Origin of the sequence: Mesorhizobium sp. B2-4-17, from assembly GCF_006441275.1 — a bacterium.
Lineage (GTDB): Bacteria > Pseudomonadota > Alphaproteobacteria > Rhizobiales > Rhizobiaceae > Mesorhizobium.
Map to the genome: position 1 here is coordinate 92399 of NZ_VFUX01000014.1, position 27000 is coordinate 119398.

Below are 27000 nucleotides of genomic sequence, written 5' to 3' on the forward strand. Positions count from 1 at the left end.
TTTCGCCATCCATGTGGCGATCATGCCGAGACTTTCAAGATAGCAGCATCATGCCCGGTTGCCTCGACGAATCTGATGAGATCGGCCGCCGCGATCGATGTCGTCGCCTCATTGGTCAGCGGATGGGCGTTGATGACGGCATGGTCCATCAAATCCTTGTCGAGCACCAGCCTGACCTTGTTTGCCGTATCGTTGATGACGCCGAAGACGGTGACCGCGCCCGGCGTGACGCCGAGCAGCTCCATCAGCATCTCCGGCTTGCCGAAGGAAACACGGCTGGCGGCGCCGATCAATTGATGGATCTGCTTGAGATCGACAACCGCGTCCTCGCCGACGGTGACGAGGAAGAAATTATCCTTCTTGTCCTTCAGGAACAGGTTTTTCGTGTGCTCGCCGGTGATCTCGCCGCGCAGCGCCTGCGAATCGGCGACGGTATAGAGCGGCGGATGGCGTTTCGTCGAAACGGCGATGCCGAGTTCGGCGAGAAAGGCAAGAAGCTCGGTTTCGGTCTTCGGCATTGGGTTTCTTCTTCGGCTGGTTCCAGCCATGCCGTTTACGGCCAATGAGGCGCCCGACACAAGACCACCGCGCGTCAGGGCGCACAAATCGACCCTTTGCCGGCAAGTCTCGCTGGCGTCATCGCGTTACGTCAAAAAAGGCTGCGATTTCCCTGTTGCAATCGCCGCGCTCTTCAGCCATATAGGCCCGGCTTGCGGCCAAGGGCCGTGTGAGCGGGTGTAGCTCAGGGGTAGAGCACAACCTTGCCAAGGTTGGGGTCGAGCGTTCGAATCGCTTCACCCGCTCCAGTTTCCTCCCAGGGAATCAAGCATCGAAAAGCCGCGGTCCGCCGCGGCTTTTTCGTTTTCCGGGCGGTGCTTCAGGGTGATCCCAGCTCTGTCGGTCACATAAAATTACAGCTCGGAACGCTCGCGGCTCCGGCTCGTTAGGCCTGCATCCCAACCAATTCATGGAGACAATGATGCAGAATATTTCCGGCAAGCGCGTCGCTATCCTTGCGACCAATGGTTTCGAACAGTCCGAATTGGAAGTGCCGCTGAAGAAGCTGCGCGAAGCGGGCGCGGAGGTCGATGTCGTGTCGCTCGAAAGCGGCAAGATCAAAGGCTGGAGCCACAAGGACTGGGGCTGCGAGGTTCCCGTGGACAAGACCCTCGATCAGGCGCGCGCGGATGACTACGACGCGATCATCCTGCCCGGCGGAGTCATCAATCCCGACCTCCTGCGGGTCGAGACAAAGGCGCTGGACTTCATCAAGGCGTTCTGGTCGGCCAAGAAGGTCGTCGGCGCCATCTGCCACGCGCCTTGGCTGCTGGCGGAAACCGGTATCGCCAGGGGACGCCGGCTTACGTCCTATAAATCCATCAAGACCGACGTGATCAATGCGGGCGGCCTTTGGGAAGACACTAAAGTCGTCGCCGATCAGGGCCTTGTCACAAGTCGCAACCCCGGCGATCTCGACGCTTTCTGCGACAAGCTCGCCGAGGAGATCAGAGAGGGCCTGCACGAGGACAGAGCCGCGGCATAGATCGATGCACCTCGCCCACAATGTGTCCTCGGCAACGACATACGACAGCACTCAAGCTCGTCGCGCGAATCGGTTTGGGCCCGGCGCGCTTAAGGCGGTAGGTTGAGGTTGGCGGAGCTGCCGGTATGGCGCCATGCTCCGAGTTGCAAGGCCGCGGGCCGGACTTCAGTGCTTGGCGTCCGTAGTGTGATTGGCGGCGTCCGCACCGGCCTGTTTTCGCCCTGCGGTCAACTTGCCTGATTCGAACTCTTCAACTGCCTTGTCCCAACAAGCTTTCTCACGATCGGGCATCAGTCCTTCGCGTTCCCAGAGCTCGCGGGCCCGCTTCGCGATATGCGCTATGCGTTCTTCCTGGCTGATCACCATAGCTGCATTCCTTCCGGATTTTAAAAGGAGGCAACAGGACAGTGCTGAAAATGTTCCACCACGGGTCGACTGGAAATGCCCGAGCCAGGCAATTCCAGGAAAGTTTGAAGCGGTTTCCGTTCGCAATGGCGTCGAAACAAAGAGTTAGGATCGCGATTCAGTCTCGCAGGCCCCCCTCAGCCGCCCTTTCCGCCGTCCGCCTTGCGCAGCGACGCCTGGTGGACCAGCGATGTCCAGCTGTTGGTCGAGGCAAGGTGGCAATAGACCAGGACGAGCGCGCCTGATTTTCTCAGGTCGAGAAAGGCCTGGTCGCTCAATTTGTTGAAGGCCTCCTCGTCGATCACCTGGAAATCGGTGAGGTTGAGCGCTTCACCGCCTTCCAGCGTCACCTTGCTCTGGCGCGGCGAAAACAGGCCGTGGGCGTCGATCTTCTCGACCATCTCGCGGGTGGCTCTGAAGTCGATCTGGAACTGATTGCAGAAGGCGAGCGCCTGCTTGGTTGCCTCGGCCGGCTCGGCGCCGTTGAAGAATGGCGCGATCTTGTCTTCGCGCCGTGGCGCGACGGACCGGTCGACAACACGCTCGCTTGCCCGGTCGACGCACAGCGTCAGCCGGCCTGATGCGGCCGGGTCCTCGGCAAGGATGAAAGGATAGCGGCGCACATAGGCGGGGATATAGTGCGGTGCCGTCCACCGGCCGTCGGCGTCGACGAACAGGTTCTCGCCCTGGCGCACGCCGGTGATGATCACCGGCGCCTTGCCGGGGCCGATGAAGACGATCGGATAGGAGCGCATCGCCGCCGGCATTTCCGACGCTACCACCGGAATGGCATGCGCCGAGCGCGCGAAGGAAAAGTCGCTGCGCGCGGTGAGGCAGAGAAAACCGTGCCGCGCCGGGTTGAGCGCCTCGGGCCTCGAATAAAACAGCGGCATTGAAGCATCCGCCGGCGCCGCTGCCGTTCTCGCACCGCTGTCAGCCATCGTTCGGTCCCTCTTCTGCCGCGACCCGGTCGCGCCGGCCCGCTTTATACGCGATTCCGCCGGGATCTGTTTTTCTGCGCCGATCTTCGGTCGGCAAGAGATCGTGCGCGGGATTGAAGTAAAGGCTCTACCGCGTTCCTCGCCACGACAAAAGCAGGCATGGCCGGATGATGCGGATTTACGCCGGGGTTTGCACCGCGCTGTGCGGCGAGCCCGCCTTGCGGCTATGGACAGCTTGCGGCGAAGCGGCGACATTGCCGCCATTCCGGGAACCAGGGAACTGGGCGTTGAACGCTCCAGGCGGTCGAGGCGCATGGCATGACGAAATCGGATTTCGAACAAGCGGTCGGCACGGCCTTCACCATCACGATCGGCGAGCGGTCGATTGCCCTGGAATTGACCGATGTCCGCGCCATCCCTGCCAGCCCGCGCCCCGGCGGCGGATTCTCGCTGCTGTTTCGGCGGCCGCGCGACGTGGCGCTGCCGCAGGCGACCTATAGTCTTGCCGGCAAGGGTGGTGCCCATGACATCTTCATCGTGCCGGTCGCGGCCGATGCGGCGGGGCGGCTTTTCGAGGCGGTTTTCAACTAGTCTTGTAGTCTTGCGAGGCTGGTGCCGGTCCCCACCGGACCTGCGGTCCGAACTCGCCACAAAGGGGAGGTCGGAGCCAGACCCTCCAGAATACCTCCTCTTGCGGCAACCCACCCGCAACCATTCGCCAAATTGCGCGCCGCCGCGCAACATCGACAAGAAATTTCGCCGACATATCTTCATCTTGGTGCGCGGGAGGCTGGATCGGCCGGCATGGCCGGCCCGATGCGCGAAAGGCTTGCCCGGCGAATTCGCACTGGTCTGGCCGCGCGGATGTGCAAATATCGGCGCCAGGCAACATTGGAGGACAAAGGTCATGGCCGATGCTGGAATGTTGCGGTTTCACGTTCCGGAGCCGGAAGTGCGGCCGGGCGGCACGCCTGACTTTTCCAATGTGCCCATCCCCAAGGCCGGCTCGGTGCCGCGCCCGGAAATCGATGTCGATCCGCGCACCATCCGCGACATGGCCTTCTCGATCATCCGGGTGTTGAACCGCAACGGCGAAGCCGTCGGGCCATGGGCCGGACTGCTCACCGACGAAGAACTGCTGACCGGCCTGCGCCACATGATGACGCTGAGGACCTTCGATGCCCGCATGCAGATGGCGCAGCGCCAGGGCAAGACCTCCTTTTACATGCAGCATCTCGGTGAAGAGGCGGTGAGCTGCGCATTCCGCAAGGCGCTGGCGCCGGGCGACATGAATTTTCCGACCTATCGGCAGGCCGGCCTGCTCATCGCCGACGGCTATCCGATGGTCACCATGATGAACCAGATCTATTCCAACGAGGCCGATCCGCTGAAGGGGCGGCAGCTGCCGATCATGTATTCTTCGAAGGAACACGGTTTCTTCTCGGTCTCGGGCAATCTGGCAACGCAGTACATCCAGGCGGTCGGCTGGGCGATGGCCTCGGCGATATCGAACGATTCCAGGATCGCCGCCGCCTGGATCGGCGACGGCTCAACGGCGGAATCGGATTTCCATTCGGCCCTGGTGTTCGCCTCCACCTACAAGGCGCCGGTGATCCTCAACGTCGTCAACAACCAGTGGGCGATCTCGACCTTCCAGGGCATTGCGCGCGGCGGCTCCGGCACCTTCGCCGCGCGAGGCCTGGGCTTCGGCATTCCGGCGCTGCGCGTCGATGGCAACGATTATCTCGCCGTCCATGCGGTGGCCAAATGGGCGGCCGAGCGCGCGCGCAGCAATCTCGGGCCGACGCTCGTCGAATATGTCACCTACCGCGCCGGCGCCCATTCGAGCTCGGACGATCCCTCGGCCTACCGGCCAAAGACCGAATCCGACGCCTGGCCGCTCGGCGACCCCATCGTGCGGCTGAAGAACCATCTCATCCAGCTTGGTGTCTGGTCGGATGAGCGGCATGCGCAGGCGGAGGCCGAAATCCTCGACACGGTGATCGCGGCGCAAAAGGAAGCCGAAAGCCATGGCACGCTGCATGCCGGCGGCAAGCCATCGACGCGCGACATGTTCGAAGGCCTCTATGCCGAGATGCCGCCGCATCTCCGGCGCCAGCGCCAGCAGGCGGGAGTCTGAGTCATGCCGAGACGGACCATGATCGAGGCGATCCGCGACGCCATGGATGTGTCGATGGGACGCGACGACAAAGTCGTCGTGTTCGGCGAGGATGTCGGCTTCTTCGGCGGCGTCTTCCGCTGCACGCAGGGCCTGCAGGCCAAATACGGCAAGAGCCGCTGTTTCGACGCGCCGATCAACGAATCCGGCATTGTCGGCTCGGCCATCGGCATGGCCGCCTACGGGTTGAAACCTTGCGTGGAAATTCAGTTTGCCGACTACATGTACCCGGCCTACGATCAGCTGACCCAGGAAGCAGCGCGGCTGCGCTACCGTTCGAACGGCGATTTCACCTGCCCGATCGTGGTGCGCATGCCGACCGGTGGCGGCATCTTCGGCGGCCAGACGCACAGCCAGAGCCCGGAAGCGCTTTTCACCCATGTCTCGGGCCTGAAGACGGTGGTGCCATCCAACCCGTATGACGCCAAGGGGCTGCTGATCGCGGCGATCGAGGATCCCGATCCGGTGATCTTCCTGGAGCCGAAACGGCTCTACAACGGTCCGTTCGACGGCCATCACGACCGGCCGGTGACGCCCTGGGCGAAGCATGAGCTCGGCGAGGTCGCCGACGGTCACTACACCGTGCCGCTCGGCAAGGCCGCGATCCGCCGGGCGGGCTCCGCCGTCACCGTGCTCGCCTACGGCACCATGGTCTATGTCGCACAGGCCGCTGCCGAGGAGACCGGCATCAATGCCGAGATCATCGATCTCAGGACCCTGCTGCCGCTCGACCTCGATACGGTCGTCGCATCGGTCAAGAAGACCGGGCGCTGCGTCGTCGTGCATGAGGCGACGCTGACCTCCGGCTTTGGCGCGGAGCTTTCGGCACTGGTTCAGGAAAACTGTTTCTACCATCTCGAGGCGCCGGTGGCGCGTGTCGCCGGCTGGGACACGCCCTATCCGCATGCGCAGGAATGGGACTATTTTCCGGGACCGGCCCGCGTCGGCCGTGCCCTCCTAGAAACAATGGAAGCGTAGAGCGGGAGGCCTGAGATGGGCGAACACATCATCAAGCTGCCCGATGTCGGCGAGGGCGTGGCCGAGGCCGAATTGGTCGAATGGCATGTCAAGGTTGGCGACATCGTACGCGAGGACACAATGCTCGCCGCCGTCATGACCGACAAGGCGACGGTCGAGATTCCGTCGCCCGTCGATGGCGAAATCCTGTGGCTGGGCGCCGAGATCGGCGACACGGTGGCCATCGGCTCGCCCATCGTGCGGCTGAAGGTGGCGGGCGAGGGGAATGTGAAGGCGGAAGGCGCGAAATCGCCGGAGGTCACGGCGACACCTACCCCCACCCCTAACCGTGCCGGGACGAGCCACGCGTCTCGCCCGTCCTCCGGACCCCCACAAGGGGGAGGGGAACGCGCCTCGGCTCCCAAGGTCGAAGCAAAGCGCGCGCCACCGTCATCCACGAATCCAAGAAACGATAACGTTGGAGCGGCTGTGACCGAATCCCCCTCCCCCTTGTGGGGAGGGGTTAGGGATGGGGGTACTGCGACGGTGGGCGCCCCACGCCCTGAAGGCGAAAAGCCGTTGGCATCGCCGGCCGTTCGCCTGCGGGCGAAGGAGGCCGGCATCGATCTCAGGCAGATCGCGGGAAGCGGCCCGGCCGGACGCATCGGCCATGAGGACATCGAGGCGTTCCTGGCACGCGGGCCGCAAATGGCCAAGGCATCGGGCCTTGCCCGCAACGATGCTGTCGAGGACATCAAGGTGGTTGGGCTTCGGCGAAAGATCGCCGAGAAGATGACGCTGTCCAAATCGCGCATCCCGCACATCACCTATGTCGAGGAGATCGACGTCACCGCGCTGGAAGAGCTGCGCACCGCGCTCAACAAGGAGAAGCGCCCTGCCAAGGCGGGCGCGGAAAGGCCCAAGCTGACGCTGCTCCCCTTCCTGATGCGGGCGATGGTCAAGGCGATAGCGGATCAGCCCCAGCTCAATTCGCTGTTCGACGACGAGGCCGGTATCATCCACCAGCATGGCGGCATCCATATCGGCATCGCCGCGCAGACGCCGTCCGGACTGGTGGTGCCGGTGGTCAAGCATGCCGAGGCGCGCGACATCTGGGAATGCGGCGCCGAGGTCGCCAGGCTGGCCGAGGCGGCGAAGTCCGGCACGGCGACACGCGACGAGCTGTCCGGCTCGACCATAACCATCACCTCGCTCGGCGCCATGGGCGGTGTCGCGACGACGCCCGTCATCAATCACCCCGAGGTGGCGATCATCGGCGTCAACAAGATGATGGTACGGCCGGTATGGGATGGCGCCCAGTTCATCCCGCGCAAGATGATGAACCTGTCGTCCAGCTTCGACCACCGAGTCATCGACGGCTGGGACGCGGCCATCTTCATCCAGCGCATCAAGACGCTGCTGGAAACGCCGGCGCTGATCTTCGTGGATTAGGTTTATGAATACGGACGCTGCCCCCTTACCTTCGTCATCCTCGGGCTTGACCCGAGGATCCATGCCGCGACCTCGGCCGGGGCGCGCAGCAGAACAGAATTCCGGACCGTTGCAACGCCTTAACGTGACGGCATGGATCCCGGGGTCTACGCGCGTCGCTACGCTCCTTGCTCCACCCCAGGATGACGAAGGTAGGAACGCCTCCGCCAATCTCCAACATGAGCGATGCGGTCCCGAGGCACCGCGACCAAGCGAGGTGCCAAGATGAAAGAAATCTCCTGCAAGCTCCTCGTCATCGGCGCCGGTCCGGGCGGCTATGTCTGCGCCATCCGCGCCGGGCAGCTCGGCGTCGATACGGTCATCGTCGAGACGGGCAAGCCGGGTGGCACCTGCCTCAATGTTGGCTGTATTCCTTCCAAGGCGCTGATCCATGCGGCGGAAGAATTCGAGAAGGTGGCGCACATGGCCGGCGGCGACAGCCCGCTCGGTATTTCGGTTGCGGCACCGGCGCTTGACCTGGCCCGAACCGTTGCCTGGAAGGACGGTATCGTCAGCCGGCTCAACAGCGGCGTTGCCGGCCTGCTGAAGAAGGCCGGGGTCAAGACCGTGCATGGCTGGGCGACGTTCCGCGACGGCAAGACCGTCGAGGTGGAGACCGAGACGGGCATGCAGGTGATCCGGGCCGAGATGATAGTGATTGCCACCGGCTCGGCGCCGGTCGAATTGCCGTTCCTGCCGTTCGGCGGACCCGTCATTTCGTCGACGGACGCGTTGGCGCTGGGCGAGGTGCCCAAGAGGCTCGTGGTCGTCGGTGGCGGCTATATCGGCCTGGAACTCGGCATGGCCTTCGCCAAGATGGGCGCCAGGGTGACCGTGGTCGAGGCCTTGCCACGGGTGCTGGCGCAGTACGATGCCGAGCTGACCCGCCCGGTGGTCAAGCGGCTTTCCGCGCTTGGCATCGAGGTGATGACCGGCGCCAAGGCCAAGGGCCTGTCAACGAAGGGCGACGCCCTGCTGGTCGAGACATCGGACGGCAAGAATGCCAAGGTCGCTGCGGACAAGATCCTGGTGACGGTGGGGCGCAAGCCGGTGACCGAAAGCTGGGGGCTCGAGCAGATCGACCTCGACAAAGCGGGCAAGTTCATCCGCATCGACGACCAGTGCCGCACATCGATGCGCGGCATCTTCGCCATCGGCGACGTCACCGGCGAGCCGATGCTGGCGCACCGGGCGATGGCGCAAGGCGAAATGGTCGCCGAGATCGTCGCCGGCCACAAGCGCGGCTGGGACAAGCGTTCCATTCCCGCCGTCTGCTTCACCGATCCGGAGCTGGTGACGGCCGGGCTGTCGCCTGAAGAGGCCAAGACCCGAGGCGAGATCAAGATCGGTGTGTTCCCATTTGCCGCAAACGGACGGGCGATGACCAGGCTCGGCGAAGATGGCTTCGTCCGCGTCGTCGCCCGCGCCGACAACCATCTGGTGCTCGGCATCCAGGCGGTCGGGCAGGGCGTCTCGGAACTGTCCGCGGCCTTTGGACTGGCGCTGGAGATGGGCGCGCGGCTCGAGGATATCGCCGGAACGATCCATTCCCACCCGACGCAAGGCGAGGGCTTCCAGGAAGCCGCGCTGAAGGCGCTGGGACACGCGCTGCATGTTTGAGAGTTCACCCTCCCCCTTGTGGGGAGGGTCGATCCGCGAAGCGGAGCGGGGGTCTCGTAGGGCGCACCCCCACCCCGTCTCGCAATCTCCGCTTCGCTTCGACCGCGAGCCGACCCTCCCCACAAGGGGGAGGGTGGGAGCCTCAGCTCGCCAGCCGGCTCACCATTTCGTGCTGGGCGTAGGCGCGGCCGAAGCGGTTGGCGAGGAAGGCGTCTAGCGCGATCTCTTCCTGCTTGACGAAGCCGGTCGCCGGCAGGCTGCCGTCGGCCAGCATGTCGAGCACCGCGCAGATGCCGGATGCCGTGGTGATCTGGATGGCGCTGCGCACCGTCTGGCCGACGCGCCTGGAATAGATCTTGTTGGCGTAGGTTTCCTGCAGCAGGCGGCCGTTCTTGCGGCCGGAGACGGTGACGAAGACGATGACCACGTCCTGCAGCGTTGCCGGCAGGGCGCTCTCGAAAATGTCCTTCAGCACGTCGCGGCGGTGACGGAGCCCAAGATCGTTGAGCAGCGCCTTCATGATCGCGGCGTGGCCCGGATAGCGAATGGTGCGATAGTTCAGCGTGCGCACCTTGCCCTTCAGCGTCTCCGCCAGCGTGCCGAGCCCGCCGGAAGTGTTGAACGCCTCGTAGGTGACGCCGTCGAGCGAGAACTCCTCGCGCTCTTCCAGCGGCGGCACCTCGACCAGCTCGCCCTCGACGATCGCCTCGCAGGGCTCGCAATATTCGTTGATGACGCCGTCGGTGCTCCAGGTCAGATTGTAGTTCAGCGCGTTGGACGGGTATTGCGGCAAGGCGCCGACGCGCATGCGCACGCTTTCCAGCGTGTCGAAACGGCTGGCGAGATCGTTGGCGACAATCGAGATGAAGCCCGGCGCCAGCCCGCATTGCGGGATGAAGGCGCTCTTGGCGGAACGGGCAAGCTCCTTGACCCGCCTGGTCGAGACGACGTCCTCGGTGAGATCGAGATAGTGCACGCCGGCGCTGGCCGCCGCCTCGGCGATGCGCGTGGTAAGGTGGAAGGGCGCGGCGCTCAACACCGCGAACTTGCCGGCGAGCGCCGCCTCAAGCGCGCCGGGTGCTGCGATATCGAGTTCGAGCGTCTCGACGCCGCCAGGCACTTCGGCGGCTGCGAGCTGCGCCGCCGCGCGGTCGACGAGGGTGACGTGGTAGTCGCCCGTCGCGGCCAGCATTTCGGCGATGGTCGAGCCGATCTTGCCGGCGCCGACGATAACGATGTTGTTCATGGTCAAATACCCCTGCCAGTTCGAATTCGCGGAATCATTGCAGCTTGCCTGTCGAAAGGAAGCGTGGAATCTGGCAGAGTGAAACCTATTCTTGGCTAATATGCCGAAGGAATTCGTCGAAATGCTCAGTGAAGCCGAACAGGCCCTGCTCTCTCTGCTGCGCGCCAACGCACGCGCCTCGACAGCCGAACTGGCGCGGCGGCTCGGCGTATCGCGCACGACGGTGCAGAGCCGGATCGAGCGGCTGGAACAGCGCGGCATCATTACCGGCTACGGCGTCCGGCTGTCGCCGGACTATGAGCAGGGGCTTGTCCGGGCGCATGTGCTGCTCACCGTCACGGCAAAGCTCGCCGACAAGGTGGTGCGGGCTCTGCAGGCGCTGCCACCGGTCAGGACGCTGCACTCGGTGAGCGGCAATTTCGACATGATCGTCATCGTCGACGCGCCGTCGATCCGCGACCTCGACGCGCTGCTCGACCAGATCGGTGCCATGGACGGGGTCGAGCGGACCTCGTCGTCGATCATCCTGTCGACGCGGATCGACCGCTGAACGGCGCGGCCGAGAGTGTGCCGTCCCGGGCCGGTCGTGAACGGTTCTACCCTCTTACCGATTTGTAAGAACCCGGCAAAACACCGGTATGATTGACGCGGCAGTGTCGCACTTGAACCGCTGCGGCTGATATCGTCCCAAGCCGAGGGCCTGTCGTGTTCCGAGAGGTGGCTTTGACCGTACCGCGCAGTGCTCCCGTCTGGCCGAGCCGATGGATCTGGATCACGACCAGCGTCGTCCTGCTGGCCATCGCCCTCCTGCTGATCGTCATGTCCGGAAAAGGCTCGGTGCCCGACCACGGCTTCCATCCGCTCTGGTTCTGGTAGTCGGCGGATGCCGTTCCACGAAAACCTGGGCCAAGACCGGTGCTGCCACGTGGCCCGCGTCAAGCGCCGGGCGCGGCCCTGGTTCGCCTTGCGTCCCTGAAAACACCCGGCTCGAGCGCCTGATCACCGCGTTATCCCTGAAGAAGCAGGCCCCGCCGGCAGTGTCAACATCGCCGCCGGCGGGGGTTCCGGCCCGGAGCGGTTCATGGTCTCACGGAAAGACGCTACGTATCTTTCCCGGAATTGCTCCGGGTGAGGGCACCTATTTAGCCGGCTGGATGCTCGACGCCGCCAGCTTGCCGGCCTTGGTCGAATAGGTCACCAGCACCTTCTCGCCGACCTTCAGCGTCTCGGCTTCGATGCCTTCCGGCAGGACGAAGGTATTGCCGTCGGAAAGCGTGATCGAGTCGCCCTTCTTGTCGACACTGGCGATTGTGCCGGTGGCCGCCTTGGCGAAAGCGCCGGTCGAGGACAAGGCGGCGAGTACCATTGCGGCTGCGATAGCTGATTTTTTCATGTTGTTTTCCCGTTGGCTTGGTTGCGGAGCCGCCGGCTGTCGGCCGTTGAGCGGCTCCCGTATCCGGGCCGTTTGGTCGCCGGATTCGTCTCTCCTGACGAGAGACGGATCGAGCCTAGACCGTGGAGTTTTCGATGATCTGGCCGCAGATTTACAAATAGGTAAATCGATGTCCGGCTTCACAGGTCGCGCAGCAGTTCCGTTGCCTGTCCCGCCGATGGCCTGGCGGACAAAACGGCGGCAGCCACCGAAGCGGCGACAAGGCCGAGCACGACTGCCAGATAGAGCCAGGGGATCGACAAGGCCTCGGGTGGCGGATCGAATACGCCGGTCAGCAGCTTCACCAGCATCCATGCCGTCAGCAGCCCCGAAAGGAGGCCGAAAGCCATGCCGCCGACAAGGATCAGCAGACCTTCGCCCCAAAGGAAGGCCGCGAGCTGGCGGGGTTTGGCGCCGATCGCGGCAAGGATGGCGAAAGGCCGGCGACGCTCGAAGAACCCCAGTGCCAGCATCAGCCCGGCGGCGGCCGCGGCCATAACGACCGCAAAGCCCAGTTCGATTGCCGTCAAACCGCCAAGGTCGACCGCAGTCAGGCTCGAGCCGATGAGATGTGCCGCCTGGCCGATGTCGGCCACCTTCAGCGTCCGATCGAAATCGAGCACCGAAGAAGCCTGTCGCGCCAGCTCGGCGGGATCCGCCTTGGCCCGCATAAGCACGTATTCGGATGCATCGGAGCCGGTCATGCGGGCGACATAGGCCGAATTGGCGACAAGGAACGAATCCTTTGGCGCGGTCGGAAATTCGCGGGCGACGCCAATGAACTTGAAGGCCACGGGATGATACTGGTGATCCCTGGCATCGACGAGCCGCAGGTTGATCGTATCGCCTTGCTGGAGCTGGAAGTCCTGCACGGTCTCTTCCGACACCAGGACACCGTCCGGCGTCGCGGCGAGCAGGGCAAGCGTGCCGGCGGCGCTGGCGCCGCTGAAATAGGCGTCGGAAAGACCGGTCGCGCGTCCGATACGATTGGGGTCGATGCCATAAAGATCCTGCAGGTCGGCGCCGACATAGGCGAAACGATGTTGCATGGGTTCGGCCGCCGTCGCATCGGGCAGCGAGGCGAGCGCCGCGAGGTGGGCTCCGGCGGGCTTGTCCGTCGTGCCGAAGACGGTGACGTCCGAGCCGTTGGTGAGCTCGGCGTCGATGCGTGCCTGGGCATTGTAGGTGGTGTTGAAGACGGCCGTCGACGTTGCGAAGGAGATGGCCAGCGCGGTCATCGCAATGCCGATCGTCAGGCGGCCCGATTGCCGCGACAGGGCGGCCGATACGACGGGCGCCAAGGCTCCCGATACCGGGGCGACAATCAATCTCAGGAGCGTGCCGTTGCGGGCGATGACCGTGGCCGACAGCCTGATGGTCAGCAGCGCCATGCCGAGCCAGAACAGGACCGGGGCGACGAACGCCTTGTAGTCCACGGCTGTCGCTGCCACGCCTTCGGGCGCAAGCACGATCTGGTATCCGGTGCTCGCCGATTGCCAGAAGACCAATCCCGCCGCGGCGAGCAGCAGGCCGTCCAGCCACAAGCGCTGCCACAGCGGTGGATGTGGCCGGCTTACGGTGCGCCGCGCCGCCATAATGGTCGCCCAGCGCGCGTCCCGCCAAGCCGGGTAGAGAAAGGCGATGAACCCGACCAGCAGTCCGAAGAAGGCGACAAGAAGCAGCCTCGGCTGGTCCACGCCAAGCGCAGCGTCGATATCTGGAGCGGCGATTCCAAGGAGGAATACCACGGCCATGCCGAAGGCGGTTCCGCCAATGGCGGCGACGGCGGCCTCTGTCGCGGACAGAAGCAATATGTCCCTGGCCGTCGCGCCGCGGACGCGAAGCAGCGCCTGCTCGGTGCGCCGGCGTTCCGCGCCGGACGAGGTGACGGCAAAGGTAAGCGCGATCGCCAATGCGATGCCTGGCAGTCCGAGGAACAGAAACAGCACGGAGGCGTACAACGCATCCTCGCGAACCGCTCCGAGGCGCGAGCCGAGATTATCGGCCACCAGGGCCTGGCCGGCGACTCTTGCCTCGAGATTGCGCTGCGCGGCAGTGACAAAGGTGTACGCCGCGACCGGATCCGGCGGCAGCGCCCCGTGCGCGAGCCGCACATGCAATTGCAGCCGGGTGGTGTCGGGGCGGGCCTTGGCCTGCGGGTCGAACGATTGCCGCCAGGCTTCCTGCGGCAGGATGAGGACGTTGTCGGGCGGGGCCTGTGGCGCTGCCTGCGGCGGCAGACCGACAGCCTGGAACAGGGCGTCGGCGTCGGGCAGGTCGACCACGCCGGCAATCCTGACCTCCGCCGGCGGCAAACCCATCCGCTGGATCGAGACCGTGTCGCCGGGGGCGACATGGAGGTTGGCAGCGGTCTGCTGGGCAATCAGCGCGCCATCGGGGCTGCCGGAAAGCAACCGGGTCTCCGCCGGGAAATCGCTCGAATACCCGCTATCGAAAGCAACCACCTGGCCAGGCCCCGTGGTCTGGGTCGTGCCGCCGGTTCGAGCCTCGAAGCCGGCGACATCGGCATAGCGGACCTGATGCACGGCCTTGACCGGAGCAGCTTCAGTCAAGGCCTTGCCGACGAGACCCGGATCGGCACCGGAAATCACTTGCACCTGCCAATCGATCGGGACCGCCGACACGGCGCGGGCGGTCATCGATGCACTGGCATTGGCGAGGAAGAGCGCCATCGCCGCAAGCAGGGCGACCGTCAGCGCGATGCCGGCTGCGGCGCCCGCCGCGCGCATGAAACGGCGAGCGAGCACCCCACGAATCCACAGCAGGAACATCATGCCGCCGCGGTCCCCGGCCGAAGGCCGGTGGTGAGCCGGCCATGGTCCATCGTCCAGCGCGTCGCCATGCGCTTGGCCATGGCTTCGTCATGCGTGGCGACGACCAGGGCGACGTCGGTTCCTTCCAGGCGGTCGAGCACGGCGTCGAAGAAACGCAGCGCCGTTCGGCTGTCCAGCTGCCCGGTTGGTTCGTCGGCCAGCACAAGCTTCGGAGCCATGACCAGGGCGCGCGCCATGGCAATACGCTGAGCCTGGCCGCCGGACAGTTCCTCCGGCAGTTTGTCGCCGAGTTCGCCGAGGCCGAACGATTGCAGAAGCGATGCCCCGATCTCCTCGGCGCCGGCATTCTCGCCGGCCAGCAGCAAGGGCAAGCCGACATTCTGGACGGCGGTTAGGGCGGGAAACAGGCTGGGCGACTGGAACACGAAGCCAATCTGGCGCGGCCTCAAGGCCTCGAATGTGCCGAGGCCGGGCCATTCGACAACGCCGGCGGTCGGCCTGTCGAGGCCGCCAAGAATATGCAGCAGCGTCGTCTTGCCGCTGCCGGAAGGTCCGACGAGCGCGATGCGCGCGCCCGACACGATCTCGCAGCCGACATTGCGCAGCACCTCGATCCGACCGGCGTTGCCATCCCGGAAGTCCCGCCCGAGGCCTTTTGCGACGACAAGCGTTTCACCCACGATCGATCCTCCCATCCTTCAGCCGGATGATGCGATCCGCCCGCTGCGCCAGCGCGTTGCTATGGGTGGCCAGCAGCGTCGCCAGTCCGGTGTCGCGCCTCGCCTCGAAATGAGCGATCAGCCTGGATTCGGTATCGCTATCGACCTCGGCGGTCGGCTCGTCTGCAACCAGGATCAGCGGGTCGGCGGCCAGGGTCACCGCAAGGCCCGCCCGCGCCGTCTCGCCGCCGGACAGCTCGGTCGGAAAGGCACGTGCGCGATGCGAAAGGCCGACGCTTTCCAGCAGGCTGGCCATTCGCCGGTCATCCGGCTTCTTCGCCAGAAGCATCTGCAATCGAAGATTCTGCTCGACATTCAGGTGGCCGAACAGGTTTCCCGATTGCAGCAGAATGCCGAAGCTGGCGGCGCGAACACGCGTGCGATGGGCCTCCGGTCGCCGGGTCAGCCGGACGCCGGACACCTCGACATAGCCGCCATCCGGTTCATCGAGGCCGGTCACGCAGGCCAGCAAGGTGGATTTGCCGCTGCCGGAGGGCCCGACCAGGGCAACGATCTCGCCGGCGGCGACGTGGAAACTGACGCCCCGCAACGCGGCTGTCTCGTCATCGCCTATGTGGAAGAACCGATAGATCTCATGCGCGTCCAACGCGTGCATCTCATTTCCACCGGAACGAGCTGGACATCAGCTGCCACTGATCGACATTGTCGGCGCCCTTGGGCGCGTAGAGTTCGAGCACGACGAGCTTGCCGTCCTTGAAATAGAGATAACGCTCGTTCTCGAGGCGAACCTGCCGGTTGGTTACCGCGTTCGGTTCGGAGTTCGAGGTGTAGACAATGCGGATCGCGGCCCCGGCCGGCAGCTTGACCTGTTTGACGGCGCTCACCCGCACAGCGCGCCCGGCGGCCTCGAGCTTGACGACATCGTTCGCCTTGACACTGTCGACGGTCGGCGCGGTATCCGCCTTGGAAACCGAGACGACGACGCCATCCAGCTTGTCGACGAAGCTGGCGCCGTCGGCACGATCCGACCGTGCCCAACCCTCCGGCACCTTCAGGGTGAACCCTTCTGGTGAAGTATAGTCGATGAAGACCTGCGTATCGGGGATGTCGCCCGGAGGGTTCTTCTCCGGTTGGACGGGTTTCTCGGCAGCCGAGGCCGGCAGGCAGCCAAGCACCGGAGCCAGGACAGCTGTCGTTCCCAGGCATGCTGTGAAGGCGAGAACCGGCAGGACGCCGATGGTTTTCCGAAAATGGGTTCTCATTTTCCGCAGCCTTTCGATGGAAGGTGAAGTCCATCCAGTATGGCGCTGCAAGCTTACGGGCGGGTCGCCGGTCTCATACGCTTTTGTAAGCTATCGGCGCGTCGGCAAGCTTTCGGCTTCGGCTTCCGGCTCTATGGCGCCGGCGATTTTACCAGCGGAAAGCTCACCACCACGGCGAGCCCGGGCCGGCAGTCCTCCAACGTAATGGATGCGCCGTGCAGATCGGCAATGGCCCTGACAAGGCTCAGCCCAAGGCCGCTGCCCGGCGTCGAGCGGCTGTGGTCCAGCCGGTATAGCCGCTGAAACACCCTTTCGCGTTCGCCCATCGGAATGCCGGGTCCGTTGTCGGCGACACTCGCAAGAACACGATCGTCCTGACGCGTCACCGACAGTTTGATGGTCGTGCCGGACGGGCAATGGCGAAGCGCGTTCTCCACCAGATTGGCGAACATCTGCGTCAACAGTTCGCGGTCGCCATGGATTCGGTCCGCGGCCTCCTTCAGTTGCCTGGATGACAGCACCTTGCCGTCGTCCTCGGCGACATCGGTATAGATCTCCGCTATGATTTGCAGGATCTCGTCGAGGTCGACATCGGTGAAGCGCGCCTTGCGCGCGCCGGCCTCGATCTGTGCGATCCGCAACAGCGCGTCGAATGTCTCGTTGATCTGATGGCCCTCGGCCCGCGCATCGGCGAGATCGTCCGATACGTCCTGATCCTGCGCTGCCTTGTCGGCGGCGCCTTCCAGGATCATCTGCAGGCGATTGAGCGGTGTCTTCAGATCGTGCGCGATGTTGGTGCTGACCTGTTTCATGCCGTCAACCAGGCTCGACAGCCGGTCGAGCGCCGCATTGACCTGGCTGGAGACGATGTCGATGTCGTCGCCATTGCCGGTCAGCGGAATGCGTGTATCCAGCCGGCCATGCGAGACATCGACCATGGTGGCGGCAATGCCGTCGAGACGGCGCTGGACCCGCGAGGCGAGCAGCGCGCCGCCGGCGACCGCCAGCCCGGTGATGATCAGGGTTGCCCAGCCGAAGCTCATCAGCATGATCGTTTCCAGTTCGTCCGTCTCGGACAGGCTGAATGCGATCGTCAGGGTATTGCCGCCGACCGAGCCGGAATAGGCGCGGTATTCGGTATCCGGCGGAATGCCGGGCATTTCGGCGCCGAACAACGAAAAGCCATCGGGAAGACCTGCCGCGGTGAAATTGCCGGCCAGACGGTTGCCGGCCGCGTCGGTCAGCGAAAAAAGCTGTTCCTTCTTCGGGTTGCGCATGGAGTGGCTTTCAACGGTCTCCATCAATTCCTTAAGATCGCTGTCGGAATAGGTCGCGGCGACGACGGAATAGGTTTCCTTGATGCTCTCGTCGAGCTGTTCGGCAAGATCGGCGCTCATCATCTGGTAGACGATGGCGCCCGACAGCACGAAAGCCAGCATGAACAGGAAGGCGAATGTCAGGGCGAGCCGGAACGGCGTGCTGCGCGGCAGGCGGGCCCATGCTTCCATCATGGCGCGAGCGGTGCGTGCAGGCTGTAGCCGGTGTTACGGACCGTGTGGATCAGCTGGGTTTCGAACGGCTTGTCGATCTTGGCCCGCAGTCGGCTGATATGGGTTTCGACGACGCTGGTCTTGGGGTCGAAATGAAAGTCCCAGACGCGTTCCAGAAGCATTGTGCGGGTGATCACGCGGCCCTCGCCGCGCATCAGCACTTCCAGAAGGCTGAACTCGCGTGGCTGCAGGTCGATCGGCTGGCCTTGCCGCGTGACGCGGCGCATGATGAGGTCCATTTCGAGGTCGCCAACCCGCAGAACCGTCTTCTGTTCCTGCGCCGCCGGCCGCCGGCCGAGCGCATTGATGCGGGCAAGCAGCTCGGAAAAGGCGAAAGGCTTGACCAGATAATCGTCGCCGCCCGCCTCCAGGCCCTCGACGCGGTCGTCGACGCCGCCGACGGAGGTGAGAAAGATAGCCGGCGTGCGCACGCCGGCGGCACGGACCGCCTTGACCATCGACAGGCCGTCGAGACCCGGGATCATGCGATCGGCTATGATCACGTCATAGGCGCCGCTGGTCGCGGCGAAAAGCGCGTCATGTCCGTTGCGCAGGAGGTCGCAGACATGGCCGGCCTCTGTCAGCCCCCTGACGATGTAATCGGCGGTCCTTTGATCGTCCTCGACGAGAAGAAGTCGCATCGCTGTCCCGGTTGAATGCCGATACCGCGAACAGGCTATCACCGGCGCGGGTTCGTTCCTAGGATGGCCGTGACGCCTGCCAGGCGCGGCACGCGCCCGCCGCGGGTTTATTCCGACTCCAGCAGGATCTCGTCCAGCTCATCGGCCTTCTTCCTGAGCGTCATGTAGAGGACAAGGGCGACGATGCAGCCGAGGAAGATCAGGCTGGTGAAGGTGGTGCCGAAGCCGAGGCCGCCATATTCGACCGGCTGCGACAGCAGATCGCCGAAGGAGGCGCCAAGCGGCCGCGTCAGGATATAGGCCAGCCAGAAGGCCAGGATGGCGTCCAGAACGAACAGGTAATAGGCGAGCGCGATGAGCGCGATCACGCCGCCGAACAGCAGGCCCGTGGTCAGATAGCCCATGTTGAAGCTCTCGGCGACAAGGTCGCCCGCGGCCGTGCCGAGCGAGAAGGTGAAGAGGATCGCCAGCCAGTAGAAGACCTCGCGCCTGGTCGTGAAGATGGTGTGGATCGAAAGCGTCCGTTCGCTCGCGTACCAGACCGCGAAGGTCGCCACGAGCACCACGCTGAAAGCAATCGTCGTGGTCTGCAGCCGCACGCCGAAATTGTCGACGAGGTTGTCGGTGATCAGCGTGCCGACGACGCTGATCAGCACCACCGCCAGCCAGTAGGCCCAGGGCACGTAACGTTTCTGTGCGAATTGGAGGATAAGGGCGACGATCAGGACACCGGTCATGATCAATGACGTGACGGTCAGCCCGAGCCCGAGGTTGACGGCGAGATAGTCGGCCGCCGTTTCGCCCATGGTCACCGCCATGAGCTTGATCAGCCAGAAATCGACAGTGACCTCAGGGACCCTGTTCTGGCTCGGTGCGGCGATGTTTTGCGTGTTGGAAGAAAGCATGGCGACCGTCCTGATGGTTCGCGAAAATTACTTGCCCATGACTTTCATGGCCTGGGCGAAGAAGTCGTCGGCGCGCTTGTCGTCATCCGCGTTGCAGCGTTCGATGCCCTTGGTCTCCAGTTCCGAGACCTTGTTCTTGTCCGCATCGCCGAGCTTTGCCGCCGCCTCCGCCGCGCGCAGCGCCTTCAGCGTCTCCTCGCAATGCGCCGTGGCCGCGAAAACGGAGGAGACCGGACCGGAGACGGCGACGATGCCCAGTGCGATGGCGAGCGCGTATCTTCTCATGAGATGTTTTCCTGTCTGGTGCCGGTTGCCCGGCTGTCGGTTGATTATGGCTCGCAGGAGGAGCAAGCCGGCATCTCGACAGTAGGGACGCGAATTCACGCTCGCCTGTCCGCCGCCATACAATTTCGTAAGAATGGGCGCCGATCGGCCAAAAGGCCTTTACGAAAGCCTCGTGGTGCGCTGATAGAAGGCCACTGCCTTGCATCCACCATCAATGGCGTGCCCCAGTGCTCCCGGGCCTGTCAGCGCCCAAGGAAAACACCGATGACCTACGCGCCCCTCAAGCCGGTTTCCGATGCCTTTGTCCAGCGCAAGCGACTGATCTTCGTGCGGGTCGCGGCGGTATTCGCCGTGCTGCTTCTGTTTTTCGCCAAGCCAGCCTTGAGCGAGGGCTCGAGCGGCCATGAGACGCTCGAGCATCTTGGCCTCAGCCTGGTGCTCGTCTGTATCGTCGGGCGGCTGTGGAGCATCCTCTATGTCGGCGGCAAGAAGAACCAGGAACTGGTCTCGACCGGACCGTTTTCGATGACCCAGAACCCGCTCTATTTCTTCTCGACAGTGGGCGCGGTCGGTATTGGATTGATCTATGGCTCCCTGATGGCGGCCCTGCTGCTGGGCGCCGCCAGCTTTTTCATCTTTCGCGTCACCGCCCGCAAGGAAGCCGGATTCCTGCTGGGCAAGTTCGGGCCGGCCTACAGCGCCTATATCGAGGCGACGCCTCGGTTCTGGCCGAACCCGCTGCTCTACCGCGACCATGACGAGCTGCAGTTCTCGACGCGCGCGCTCAAGCGCACCTTCCTCGACGGGCTTTATTTCCTCGCCATCTTCCCGGTCATCGAGCTGATCGAATATTTCCGGGAGACGGGCCTGCTGTTCCCGGCCTTCGTCACGCTCTACTGACATCCGCGCCCGCCCAGCAATCATCAGGAAAATCGTTTCAGGTCGTGCGGCGCTTCGACCAGTGCGGTTCAGCGCCAGGATCGTTGGCTGCTTCAAGCCCCTGTGTTCATGCAATTCCGGACGAAGCCGCGATGCGCGGTCCAGGAATACGCTATGCTCCCAGCGGATAAGGCATGTAGCCGACGAAGCCCGCGATCTTCCAGCTTCCGCCGACCTTCCTGCAGAAATACAGCGTCTGCCATTTCAGCCTGTCGACGCCGCCATCCGCCTTGGCGACGGAGCCGTCGAACTTCTTGTGCAGCACGGCGCGGTCGCCATCGACATCGATGTCGCGCAGATTGGTGACACGGAACAGCGCCTCGCGCAGCGGTTCCGCGAACTTGGTCGCCGCCGTCTCCTTGGCCTGGCGCAGCCACTCGTCGCGATAGACTTCCAGCCTCGGGAACTGCAGCCGCCAGGCGTCGGCATTGGCGAGGAAATGCGCGTGCATGCCGAAAAAGCTTTCAGCGACGAAATCATTCTCCACCATCGACCAGTCCTGGCCGATGAAGGCGTCGATATCGCGCCGCACCAGCATCTCCCACAGCGCGTGGCGGTCGGCGTCGCCCGATGGAAACGGGTTCTTGTCGAAGGTCATTGTCGGGTTCTCCGGTCTCGCAAAGGCATCTGTTCGTCGCGGCTTTTCGGCTGTCCGGCAAGCGCCCACGATGCAAGCGCTTCTGTAATAAAGCAACACGGATTTCGAAGAATGTTGCTTTCCAACAAGCCCCTCTATCGGGATCGCCCCGATCGGGGTAAATCTGCGCCAAGCGGGCGCCGTCCTGGCGCCGCGTCGCGTCATTCGGAGGAGCATCCCTTGCCCAAGCAGACTTTTGGAACATCCCATGTGCCGCTGTCGCCCGCCGTGCGGGCCGGCGATTTCGTCTATGTCTCGGGCCAGGTCCCGGTCGGCGGCGATGGCATCGTGGTGAAAGGCGGCATTACCGAACAGACCGAGCAGGTGCTCGCCAATGTGAAGGCCGCGCTCGCCTTTGCCGGCTGCACCCTAGACGATGTGGTCAAAACCACCGTCTGGCTCGAGGACGCGCGCGATTTCGGCGCCTTTAATGCCGTCTACGCCAGGCACTTTCCCAAGAACCCGCCGGCCCGCACCACGGTCGAATCGCGGCTGATGATCGATATCAAGATCGAGGTCGAGGCGGTCGCCTACCGGCCGGTCTGACAAAAGGCAAAGGAAGCGGAGGTTCCCCCAATGCAATTCGACCTCCTGCTGAAGGGCGGACGGCTGATCGATCCGGCGTCCGGGCTCGACGCGCCGCGCGATGTCGCCATCGCCAATGGCCGTGTCGCGGCGCTCGCCCCCGACATCCCGGCAGACCGCGCCGATCAGGTCGTCGATGCAACGGGGTGCATCGTCGCGCCAGGCCTGATCGACCTGCACAGCCACGTCTATTGGGGCGGCACCTCGCTCGGCGTCGACGCCGACCGGCTCGCCGCCAAGAGCGGCACCACCACCTTCATCGATGCGGGAAGTGCCGGCGCCGGCAATTTCCTCGGCTTCCGCCGCCACGTCATGGAGCGCTCGAAGACGCGCATCCTGGCCTATGTCAACATTTCCTTCGCCGGCATCTTCGGCTTCTCGCAGACAGTATCGGTCGGCGAGTGCAGCGATCTCAGGCTGTGCGAACCGCGCGAGGTGGTCGCGGCGGTGCGTGAGCACGCCGACGTCGTCGTCGGCGTCAAGGTCCGTTCCGGCAAGCATGCCGGCGGCAGCAGCGGCATCGCGCCGGTCGATCTTGCGCTGGAGGCCGCCCACAAGGCCGGTCTGCCGCTGATGGCGCATATCGACGAGCCACCGCCCGGCCGCTCGGAAGTGCTGCCGCGCCTGCGCCGGGGCGATATTCTCACCCATTGCTTCCGGCCGTTTCCCAACGCGCCGGTCTTTGCTTCCGGCGCGGTGCGGCCCGACATGCGGCTGGCCCGCGAGCGCGGCGTCATTTTCGATCTCGGCCATGGCATGGGCTCGTTCGACTTCGACGTCGCCCGCGCCATGCTCGCCGAAGGGCTGGCGCCCGACGTCATCTCGAGCGACGTGCATCTCTACTGCGTCGCCGGCCCGGCCTTCGACATACTGGTCTGCATGTCGAAGCTGATCGCGCTCGGCATGCCGCTGGTCGAGGTGCTGCGCGCCGCGACGCAGGCCCCGGCGCGGGCGATCGCGCGGCCCGATCTCGGCACGCTGGCTGTCGGCGCTGTCGGCGACGTCGCCGTGCTTCGCCAGCGGTCGGGCCGCTTCACTTTCGTCGACGCTGTCGGCGCCTCGTTGGTCGCCGACCAGCGGCTGGTGTCGGAAGGCATCGTCATCGGCGGCACCTGGTGGCCGAACGAGGCGGTGAACGACCTCGGCGAGATCGAGCGTTTCGAGGCGCATGCGCATCACACCCATGTCGAAGTCGCGGCCCGGCACTTCGGACATCGGCACGAGTGAGCCTTGCCAGCGAGGTCGGGATTTCAGCGGTCAGGTGACTGCCGGGGGCAGTTATGCCAGGTCCAGCGCACTCAGGAAACTTGCAACATCCATCGTCGTCAGGAGCTCGATACGCGCTCGGATTAGGTCGTCGCTCCAGTCCCACCACTGCAACGACTGCAGGCGCTCGATGACATCGGGCGCGAACCGGTAGCGCATGACACGAGCCGGATTGCCGACCGCGATGGCATAGGGCGGGATCTCCCTGGTGACGATGCTGCCGGCACCGATCACCGCTCCATTGCCAATCGTGACGCCGCTGAGGATGACACAGCGGGCACCGATCCAGACGTCATGGCCGACCGTAATCGGACCCTTGCCGACGGTTCCATTTCCGTTGCGGATCTTCCCGTCCACGGATTGGATCGGATAGGTGGTCGCGCTGTCGAGGCGGTGTTCAGCCGCGCAGATAAAGAGAACATCGGGGCCGATCGAACAGAAAGATCCTATCCGCACCGGCACGGTTTCACGCGGAACGAAGAACGATTTCTTGCTGAGGCCGTAAGTATGACGCCCGATCTCGACACCTGGCAGTGGCGGCAACGGGTCCTTTTTCAGTCCAAGCTTGATGCGAAGCCCTCTTAGAAATCCCATCGGCGTCCTCCCCCGAGTCGCCGGGCACTATAGCGGGAATCCTTACGGCACCTGAAACCTTCGCGGATGATTTTTCGTCCGGGCTGGTCCGGTGGCCCCAAGCTTCTTTCAATTCCGGCGTGAGGAATTGCTCGGCGGCCCATAAACCGGCGTGGCGATGCCTTCCATGCGCGCCTTGATCTGCAGCGCCACATATTTCGAATAGAAGCGCGACAGCGCCAGGTTGCCGCCATGGAACCACAGCGCTTCCTGTGCCGTCGGCTTCCACATGTTGCGCAATTCGCCTTGCCACGGGCCGGGGTCGCCCTTGACGCCGGAGCCAAGGCCCCAGCAGGGACCGACCTTGTCGGCGACCTCGCGCGAGACGAGCGCGGCCACGTTCTCGTTCATCGACTGGTAGCCGGTGCAGGCGATGATGGCGTCGGCCTCGAGCTCGGTGCCGTCCTCGAACAGGATGCCGTTCGGCGTCAGCGACTTGATCGCCACGCCGCTGCGGATGCCGATCTTGCCGTCGATGATCAGGTCCGAAGCGCCGACGTCGATGTAGTAGCCCGAGCCGGTGCGGTAGGCCTTCATCAGAAGGCCCGTCTCGTCGTCGCCGAAATCGATGGCGAAGCCGGAAGCGCTGAGGCGCTCGTAGAAGCCTGCGTCGCGCGCCCGGATGACGTCGTAGAGCGCGCGTTGCTCCTGGGGTACCAGCGCGAACGGCGTCGAGGCGACGATCATGTCGGCCTTCTCGGTGGTGATGCCGCGCGCCAGCGCGCTTTCCGAGAAGATTTCGAAGCCGACCTCCATCAGCGTGTCCGATTTGACCACGGTGGTCGGCGAGCGCTGGATCATGGTGGCCTCGGCGCCGCTCTCCCAGAGGTCGACGCAGACGTCATGCCCGGAGCTTGCCGCGCCGATGACCGCGACCTTCCTGCCACGGAATTTCTCGCCGCTCGAATACTGGCTGGAATGCAGCAACTCGCCCTTGAACTGGTCCGCACCGGCCAGGTCGATCTTTCGCGGCGGCCCGTAGGCGCCGGTGGCGAAGACGATGTGCTTCGGCTTCAGCGTGATCTGCCGGCCGACGCGGTCGACCACCACGGTCCACACCTTCTCCGCCTCGTCATAGCTCGCGCTGAGGCACTTGGTGGCGGCCCAGTAATTGAGCTCCATGACGCGCGCGTACATTTCCAGCCAGTCGCCTATCTTGTCCTTGGGCGTGAAGACCGGCCAGTTATCGGGAAACGGAATGTAGGGCAGATGGTCGTACCAGACCGGATCGTGCAGCACGAGCGTGCGGTAGCGGTTGCGCCAGGAATCGCCTGGCCGCGCGTTCTTCTCGATGACGATGGTCGGCACGCCGAGCTGCCTGAGACGCGCGCCGAGCATGATGCCGCCCTGGCCGCCACCGATGACCAGGCAATAGGGCTGCTCGGAGGCGCCGAGTTCGCGCGTCTCGCGCGCCCGCGCCTCCGACCAGGTCTCGCGCTCGGGGTCGGCCTTGTGGCGCACGCCGAGCGGCCGCGCCGCGCCCTTGCGCTCCTCGAAGCCTTTCAGATCCGTCATGGCGGTGAACAATGTCCGGCAGCGCCCGTCGCGAAGGCGCATGATGCCTTGTCCCGAGGCGACCGCGGTCTCGAATGTGAACCAGGCTTCGATCGTGCCTTCGTCCGAGGTCGCCTCGCCGCTGAGCTGCCAGGCGGTGGGCTTCGTCGTCGCCAGCGTCGCCTTGAGCATATCGGCGATGGCCTCGCGGCCTTCCATGGTCTTCACGTTCCAGGTGAAGGTCAGAAGATCGCGCCAGTAGCAATCGTCGACGAACAGATTGCCGGCTGCCGCTACGTCGCCGGCGTCAAGCGCCTGCGCAAAGGAGCCGAGCCATGCGGCGGCCTGTTTCGTTGGTGCCATTTCGAGCATGTCTTCCCTCTTCCTCCAATGCGCCCCATGCAGGGGCGGTAAATTGTCGAACCCGGCGCCGCCCCTCATCCGCCTGCCGGCACCTTCTCCCCGTGAAAACGGGGAGAAGGGACTTGGCTACAACGCCGGCGATCCCCTCTCCCCGTCCTTTACGGGGAGAGGGTAAGGGTGAGGGGCAGCGCTGACGCGGCATAAACTGGCCGTCAATCCCCCAGCGGCTCCATCTCCTTGCCGGTGCGGTGGATCTGGGCGTTGTACTTGATGCGGCGCACGGTTTCGCGCGCCGACCCGTCGAGCTTATAGGCCGAGGCCACCGCCAAGAGGTCGATCATCGCCAGGAAGGCGAAGCGCGATGCGGTCGGCTTCAGCGTGTCGGGATATTCGGGCACGGCAACCGTCAGCCTGACGTCGCAGGCGCGCGCAAGCTCTGTGTCGGGCGCCGTCACGGCGATGGCGTTGGCGCGGTAGTGCTTGGCGAGTTCGACGGCCTCGATCACCTCGCGCGTGCGCCCGGTCGCCGAAATGGCGATCACCAGATCGCCGGGTTTCAGCGTCGAGGCGGTCATGCGCATCAGATAGGGGTCGCATTGAGCGCTGATCGATATGCCGTAGCGAAACAGCCGGTATTGCGTTTCCTGCGCCAGCGCCGAGGAACTGCCGCCGAGGCCGAAGACGGTAACCTGGCGCGCCTTGGCAACGAGTTCGGCGGCCTTCTGCAGCTGCGCCGGGTCGAGTTGGCGCTCGGCCTCCTGCAGCGCCCGGCGCGCTTCCCCGAACACGGCGTTCCAGAACGGCATGCCGTTGTCGCCGCTGGTCGCCGGCGGCTTGCCCAGATAAAGCGCGCCGACGACAAGGCTTTGCGCCAGCTTCAGCTTGAAATCGCGCACGCCCTCGCAGCCGATGGCGCGGCAGAACCGGGTGACCGTCGGTTCGCTGACCCCGGCGCGCTGGGCAAGGGCAGCATTGGAGGCGTCGACGGCGTATTTGACGTCGTCCAGCACGACATCGGCGACGCGGCGCTCGGCCGGGCGCAGCTCGGCATAGGAATCCTTGACCAGCGAGATGATGTCGGGGATGCGCCGGAGGTCGCGCCCTTCCAGATCACTGCTCACTTCCTGGCTGTCAGCTTCGGTCATCAAGTC

At 64.5% G+C, this 27000-nt stretch carries 28 protein-coding genes and 1 tRNA gene; 12 read left to right on the forward strand and 17 right to left on the reverse strand.

Translation table 11 applies throughout. From position 1 onward, the window contains the following. Positions 1–20 precede the first annotated feature (20 nt). Positions 21–518, reverse strand: coding sequence for a prolyl-tRNA synthetase associated domain-containing protein (locus FJ548_RS13325; protein ID WP_140695865.1), 498 nt, complete (start codon positions 516–518; stop codon positions 21–23). Positions 519–731: 213 nt separating this feature from the next. On the opposite strand from FJ548_RS13325, the gene FJ548_RS13330 reads away from it, so the two are divergent. Both FJ548_RS13330 and FJ548_RS13335 read left to right on the forward strand, forming a co-directional pair. Continuing rightward, a tRNA-Gly gene (locus FJ548_RS13330) sits at positions 732–806 on the forward strand. A gap of 173 nt (positions 807–979) precedes the next feature. Next, a complete protein-coding gene (locus tag FJ548_RS13335; RefSeq protein WP_140778062.1) occupies positions 980–1543 on the forward strand; it encodes a type 1 glutamine amidotransferase domain-containing protein in 564 nt (187 codons plus the stop codon). 165 nt (positions 1544–1708) lie between these two features. On the opposite strand, the gene FJ548_RS13340 is transcribed toward FJ548_RS13335, so the two are convergent. After that, positions 1709–1909 carry a DUF2934 domain-containing protein gene (locus tag FJ548_RS13340; RefSeq protein ID WP_140778063.1) on the reverse strand — a complete coding sequence of 67 codons (201 nt, stop codon included), beginning with the start codon at positions 1907–1909 and terminating at the stop codon, positions 1709–1711. 176 nt (positions 1910–2085) lie between these two features. Then, a complete protein-coding gene (locus FJ548_RS13345; protein ID WP_140778064.1) occupies positions 2086–2889 on the reverse strand; it encodes a SapC family protein in 804 nt (267 codons plus the stop codon). Positions 2890–3207: 318 nt separating this feature from the next. Between FJ548_RS13345 and FJ548_RS13350 the strand changes: the two genes are divergently transcribed. The 5 genes from FJ548_RS13350 to lpdA all read left to right on the forward strand — a co-directional run bounded on the left by FJ548_RS13350 (position 3208) and on the right by lpdA (position 9136). Continuing rightward, entirely contained in the window at positions 3208–3480 is a 273-nt protein-coding gene (locus FJ548_RS13350) for a hypothetical protein (protein ID WP_140778065.1), read from the forward strand. Positions 3481–3796: 316 nt separating this feature from the next. Then, positions 3797–5029 (forward strand): 3-methyl-2-oxobutanoate dehydrogenase (2-methylpropanoyl-transferring) subunit alpha, encoded by a 1233-nt coding sequence (locus FJ548_RS13355; RefSeq protein ID WP_140766793.1) that lies wholly within the window; start codon positions 3797–3799, stop codon positions 5027–5029. A 3-nt stretch (positions 5030–5032) separates the two neighbouring features. Then, complete coding sequence (locus FJ548_RS13360; protein WP_140766792.1) at positions 5033–6046, forward strand: alpha-ketoacid dehydrogenase subunit beta; 1014 nt, start codon at positions 5033–5035, stop codon at positions 6044–6046. Positions 6047–6061: 15 nt separating this feature from the next. Continuing rightward, positions 6062–7477, forward strand: a complete 1416-nt coding sequence (locus FJ548_RS13365; protein ID WP_140778066.1) for a dihydrolipoamide acetyltransferase family protein — start codon at positions 6062–6064, stop codon at positions 7475–7477. Positions 7478–7741: 264 nt separating this feature from the next. Then, positions 7742–9136, forward strand: a complete 1395-nt coding sequence (gene lpdA, locus FJ548_RS13370) for a dihydrolipoyl dehydrogenase (protein WP_140778067.1) — start codon at positions 7742–7744, stop codon at positions 9134–9136. A 142-nt stretch (positions 9137–9278) separates the two neighbouring features. On the opposite strand, the gene FJ548_RS13375 is transcribed toward lpdA, so the two are convergent. Continuing rightward, the gene (locus FJ548_RS13375; RefSeq protein ID WP_140778068.1) at positions 9279–10382 is read right to left on the reverse strand and encodes a saccharopine dehydrogenase family protein; all 1104 of its coding nucleotides are present in this window, start codon (positions 10380–10382) and stop codon (positions 9279–9281) included. Between the two features lie 121 nt (positions 10383–10503). Between FJ548_RS13375 and FJ548_RS13380 the strand changes: the two genes are divergently transcribed. Then, positions 10504–10932, forward strand: a complete 429-nt coding sequence (locus FJ548_RS13380) for an Lrp/AsnC family transcriptional regulator (protein WP_140778069.1) — start codon at positions 10504–10506, stop codon at positions 10930–10932. Between the two features lie 167 nt (positions 10933–11099). After that, a complete protein-coding gene (locus tag FJ548_RS29840) occupies positions 11100–11258 on the forward strand; it encodes a hypothetical protein (protein ID WP_181168788.1) in 159 nt (52 codons plus the stop codon). 262 nt (positions 11259–11520) lie between these two features. Here the strand turns inward: FJ548_RS29840 and FJ548_RS13385 are convergent, their stop codons facing one another. The 9 genes from FJ548_RS13385 to FJ548_RS13425 all read right to left on the reverse strand — a co-directional run bounded on the left by FJ548_RS13385 (position 11521) and on the right by FJ548_RS13425 (position 19932). Next, positions 11521–11775 carry a DUF1344 domain-containing protein gene (locus tag FJ548_RS13385; protein ID WP_140778070.1) on the reverse strand — a complete coding sequence of 85 codons (255 nt, stop codon included), beginning with the start codon at positions 11773–11775 and terminating at the stop codon, positions 11521–11523. A 179-nt stretch (positions 11776–11954) separates the two neighbouring features. Beyond that, positions 11955–14609, reverse strand: a complete 2655-nt coding sequence (locus tag FJ548_RS13390; RefSeq protein WP_140778071.1) for an ABC transporter permease — start codon at positions 14607–14609, stop codon at positions 11955–11957. Beyond that, on the reverse strand, positions 14606–15289 hold the full coding sequence (locus FJ548_RS13395) for an ABC transporter ATP-binding protein (protein ID WP_246678655.1): 684 nt from the start codon (positions 15287–15289) through the stop codon (positions 14606–14608). The genes FJ548_RS13390 and FJ548_RS13395 overlap by 4 nt, the downstream gene beginning before the upstream one ends. Further along, positions 15282–15944, reverse strand: a complete 663-nt coding sequence (locus FJ548_RS13400) for an ABC transporter ATP-binding protein (protein WP_140778073.1) — start codon at positions 15942–15944, stop codon at positions 15282–15284. Before FJ548_RS13400 ends, FJ548_RS13395 begins: the two co-directional genes overlap by 8 nt. Position 15945: 1 nt before the next feature. Further along, entirely contained in the window at positions 15946–16551 is a 606-nt protein-coding gene (locus tag FJ548_RS13405) for a hypothetical protein (protein ID WP_140612866.1), read from the reverse strand. A 131-nt stretch (positions 16552–16682) separates the two neighbouring features. Further along, positions 16683–18062, reverse strand: coding sequence for a HAMP domain-containing sensor histidine kinase (locus FJ548_RS13410; RefSeq protein WP_140778074.1), 1380 nt, complete (start codon positions 18060–18062; stop codon positions 16683–16685). Continuing rightward, positions 18059–18742 carry a winged helix-turn-helix domain-containing protein gene (locus tag FJ548_RS13415; RefSeq protein ID WP_140612864.1) on the reverse strand — a complete coding sequence of 228 codons (684 nt, stop codon included), beginning with the start codon at positions 18740–18742 and terminating at the stop codon, positions 18059–18061. The genes FJ548_RS13410 and FJ548_RS13415 overlap by 4 nt, the downstream gene beginning before the upstream one ends. 107 nt (positions 18743–18849) lie before the next feature. Further along, a complete protein-coding gene (locus FJ548_RS13420; RefSeq protein ID WP_140778075.1) occupies positions 18850–19647 on the reverse strand; it encodes a hypothetical protein in 798 nt (265 codons plus the stop codon). A 27-nt stretch (positions 19648–19674) separates the two neighbouring features. Beyond that, complete coding sequence (locus FJ548_RS13425; RefSeq protein ID WP_140778076.1) at positions 19675–19932, reverse strand: hypothetical protein; 258 nt, start codon at positions 19930–19932, stop codon at positions 19675–19677. A gap of 264 nt (positions 19933–20196) precedes the next feature. On the opposite strand from FJ548_RS13425, the gene FJ548_RS13430 reads away from it, so the two are divergent. Further along, positions 20197–20832, forward strand: coding sequence for an isoprenylcysteine carboxylmethyltransferase family protein (locus FJ548_RS13430; RefSeq protein ID WP_140612861.1), 636 nt, complete (start codon positions 20197–20199; stop codon positions 20830–20832). 151 nt (positions 20833–20983) lie between these two features. On the opposite strand, the gene FJ548_RS13435 is transcribed toward FJ548_RS13430, so the two are convergent. Continuing rightward, positions 20984–21469, reverse strand: a complete 486-nt coding sequence (locus FJ548_RS13435) for a hypothetical protein (RefSeq protein WP_140612860.1) — start codon at positions 21467–21469, stop codon at positions 20984–20986. Between the two features lie 219 nt (positions 21470–21688). On the opposite strand from FJ548_RS13435, the gene FJ548_RS13440 reads away from it, so the two are divergent. Together FJ548_RS13440 and FJ548_RS13445 are read left to right on the forward strand one after the other, a co-directional pair. Then, the gene (locus FJ548_RS13440; RefSeq protein ID WP_140778077.1) at positions 21689–22054 is read left to right on the forward strand and encodes a RidA family protein; all 366 of its coding nucleotides are present in this window, start codon (positions 21689–21691) and stop codon (positions 22052–22054) included. Between the two features lie 30 nt (positions 22055–22084). After that, positions 22085–23320, forward strand: a complete 1236-nt coding sequence (locus tag FJ548_RS13445) for an amidohydrolase/deacetylase family metallohydrolase (protein ID WP_140778078.1) — start codon at positions 22085–22087, stop codon at positions 23318–23320. Positions 23321–23371: 51 nt separating this feature from the next. Here FJ548_RS13445 and FJ548_RS13450 read toward each other — a convergent pair whose 3' ends face one another. The 3 genes from FJ548_RS13450 to FJ548_RS13465 form a co-directional block, all read right to left on the reverse strand. Continuing rightward, a complete protein-coding gene (locus FJ548_RS13450) occupies positions 23372–23953 on the reverse strand; it encodes a CatB-related O-acetyltransferase (protein ID WP_140778079.1) in 582 nt (193 codons plus the stop codon). Positions 23954–24061: 108 nt separating this feature from the next. Then, entirely contained in the window at positions 24062–25858 is a 1797-nt protein-coding gene (locus tag FJ548_RS13455; RefSeq protein WP_140778080.1) for an NAD(P)/FAD-dependent oxidoreductase, read from the reverse strand. 203 nt (positions 25859–26061) lie between these two features. Continuing rightward, positions 26062–26994, reverse strand: a complete 933-nt coding sequence (locus tag FJ548_RS13465) for a MurR/RpiR family transcriptional regulator (protein ID WP_140778082.1) — start codon at positions 26992–26994, stop codon at positions 26062–26064. Positions 26995–27000: the final 6 nt, after the last annotated feature.

Bases quoted from the DNA above. Each gene is read 5' to 3' on its own strand.
- FJ548_RS13325 (WP_140695865.1), bottom strand. From the start codon at position 518: ATGCCGAAGACCGAAACCGAGCTTCTTGCCTTTCTCGCCGAACTCGGC.
- FJ548_RS13450 (WP_140778079.1), bottom strand. From the start codon at position 23,953: ATGGGATTTCTAAGAGGGCTTCGCATCAAGCTTGGACTGAAAAAGGAC.
- FJ548_RS13340 (WP_140778063.1), bottom strand. From the start codon at position 1,909: ATGGTGATCAGCCAGGAAGAACGCATAGCGCATATCGCGAAGCGGGCC.
- FJ548_RS13380 (WP_140778069.1), top strand. From the start codon at position 10,504: ATGCTCAGTGAAGCCGAACAGGCCCTGCTCTCTCTGCTGCGCGCCAAC.
- FJ548_RS13430 (WP_140612861.1), top strand. From the start codon at position 20,197: ATGACCTACGCGCCCCTCAAGCCGGTTTCCGATGCCTTTGTCCAGCGC.
- FJ548_RS13405 (WP_140612866.1), bottom strand. From the start codon at position 16,551: ATGAGAACCCATTTTCGGAAAACCATCGGCGTCCTGCCGGTTCTCGCC.
- FJ548_RS13400 (WP_140778073.1), bottom strand. From the start codon at position 15,944: ATGCACGCGTTGGACGCGCATGAGATCTATCGGTTCTTCCACATAGGC.
- FJ548_RS13415 (WP_140612864.1), bottom strand. From the start codon at position 18,742: ATGCGACTTCTTCTCGTCGAGGACGATCAAAGGACCGCCGATTACATC.
- FJ548_RS13390 (WP_140778071.1), bottom strand. From the start codon at position 14,609: ATGATGTTCCTGCTGTGGATTCGTGGGGTGCTCGCTCGCCGTTTCATG.
- FJ548_RS13335 (WP_140778062.1), top strand. From the start codon at position 980: ATGCAGAATATTTCCGGCAAGCGCGTCGCTATCCTTGCGACCAATGGT.
- FJ548_RS13355 (WP_140766793.1), top strand. From the start codon at position 3,797: ATGGCCGATGCTGGAATGTTGCGGTTTCACGTTCCGGAGCCGGAAGTG.
- FJ548_RS13455 (WP_140778080.1), bottom strand. From the start codon at position 25,858: ATGCTCGAAATGGCACCAACGAAACAGGCCGCCGCATGGCTCGGCTCC.
- FJ548_RS13365 (WP_140778066.1), top strand. From the start codon at position 6,062: ATGGGCGAACACATCATCAAGCTGCCCGATGTCGGCGAGGGCGTGGCC.
- FJ548_RS13360 (WP_140766792.1), top strand. From the start codon at position 5,033: ATGCCGAGACGGACCATGATCGAGGCGATCCGCGACGCCATGGATGTG.
- FJ548_RS13375 (WP_140778068.1), bottom strand. From the start codon at position 10,382: ATGAACAACATCGTTATCGTCGGCGCCGGCAAGATCGGCTCGACCATC.
- FJ548_RS13435 (WP_140612860.1), bottom strand. From the start codon at position 21,469: ATGACCTTCGACAAGAACCCGTTTCCATCGGGCGACGCCGACCGCCAC.
- FJ548_RS13345 (WP_140778064.1), bottom strand. From the start codon at position 2,889: ATGGCTGACAGCGGTGCGAGAACGGCAGCGGCGCCGGCGGATGCTTCA.
- FJ548_RS13445 (WP_140778078.1), top strand. From the start codon at position 22,085: ATGCAATTCGACCTCCTGCTGAAGGGCGGACGGCTGATCGATCCGGCG.
- FJ548_RS13350 (WP_140778065.1), top strand. From the start codon at position 3,208: ATGACGAAATCGGATTTCGAACAAGCGGTCGGCACGGCCTTCACCATC.
- FJ548_RS13465 (WP_140778082.1), bottom strand. From the start codon at position 26,994: ATGACCGAAGCTGACAGCCAGGAAGTGAGCAGTGATCTGGAAGGGCGC.
- FJ548_RS13420 (WP_140778075.1), bottom strand. From the start codon at position 19,647: ATGCTTTCTTCCAACACGCAAAACATCGCCGCACCGAGCCAGAACAGG.
- FJ548_RS13410 (WP_140778074.1), bottom strand. From the start codon at position 18,062: ATGATGGAAGCATGGGCCCGCCTGCCGCGCAGCACGCCGTTCCGGCTC.
- FJ548_RS13425 (WP_140778076.1), bottom strand. From the start codon at position 19,932: ATGAGAAGATACGCGCTCGCCATCGCACTGGGCATCGTCGCCGTCTCC.
- FJ548_RS13385 (WP_140778070.1), bottom strand. From the start codon at position 11,775: ATGAAAAAATCAGCTATCGCAGCCGCAATGGTACTCGCCGCCTTGTCC.
- lpdA (WP_140778067.1), top strand. From the start codon at position 7,742: ATGAAAGAAATCTCCTGCAAGCTCCTCGTCATCGGCGCCGGTCCGGGC.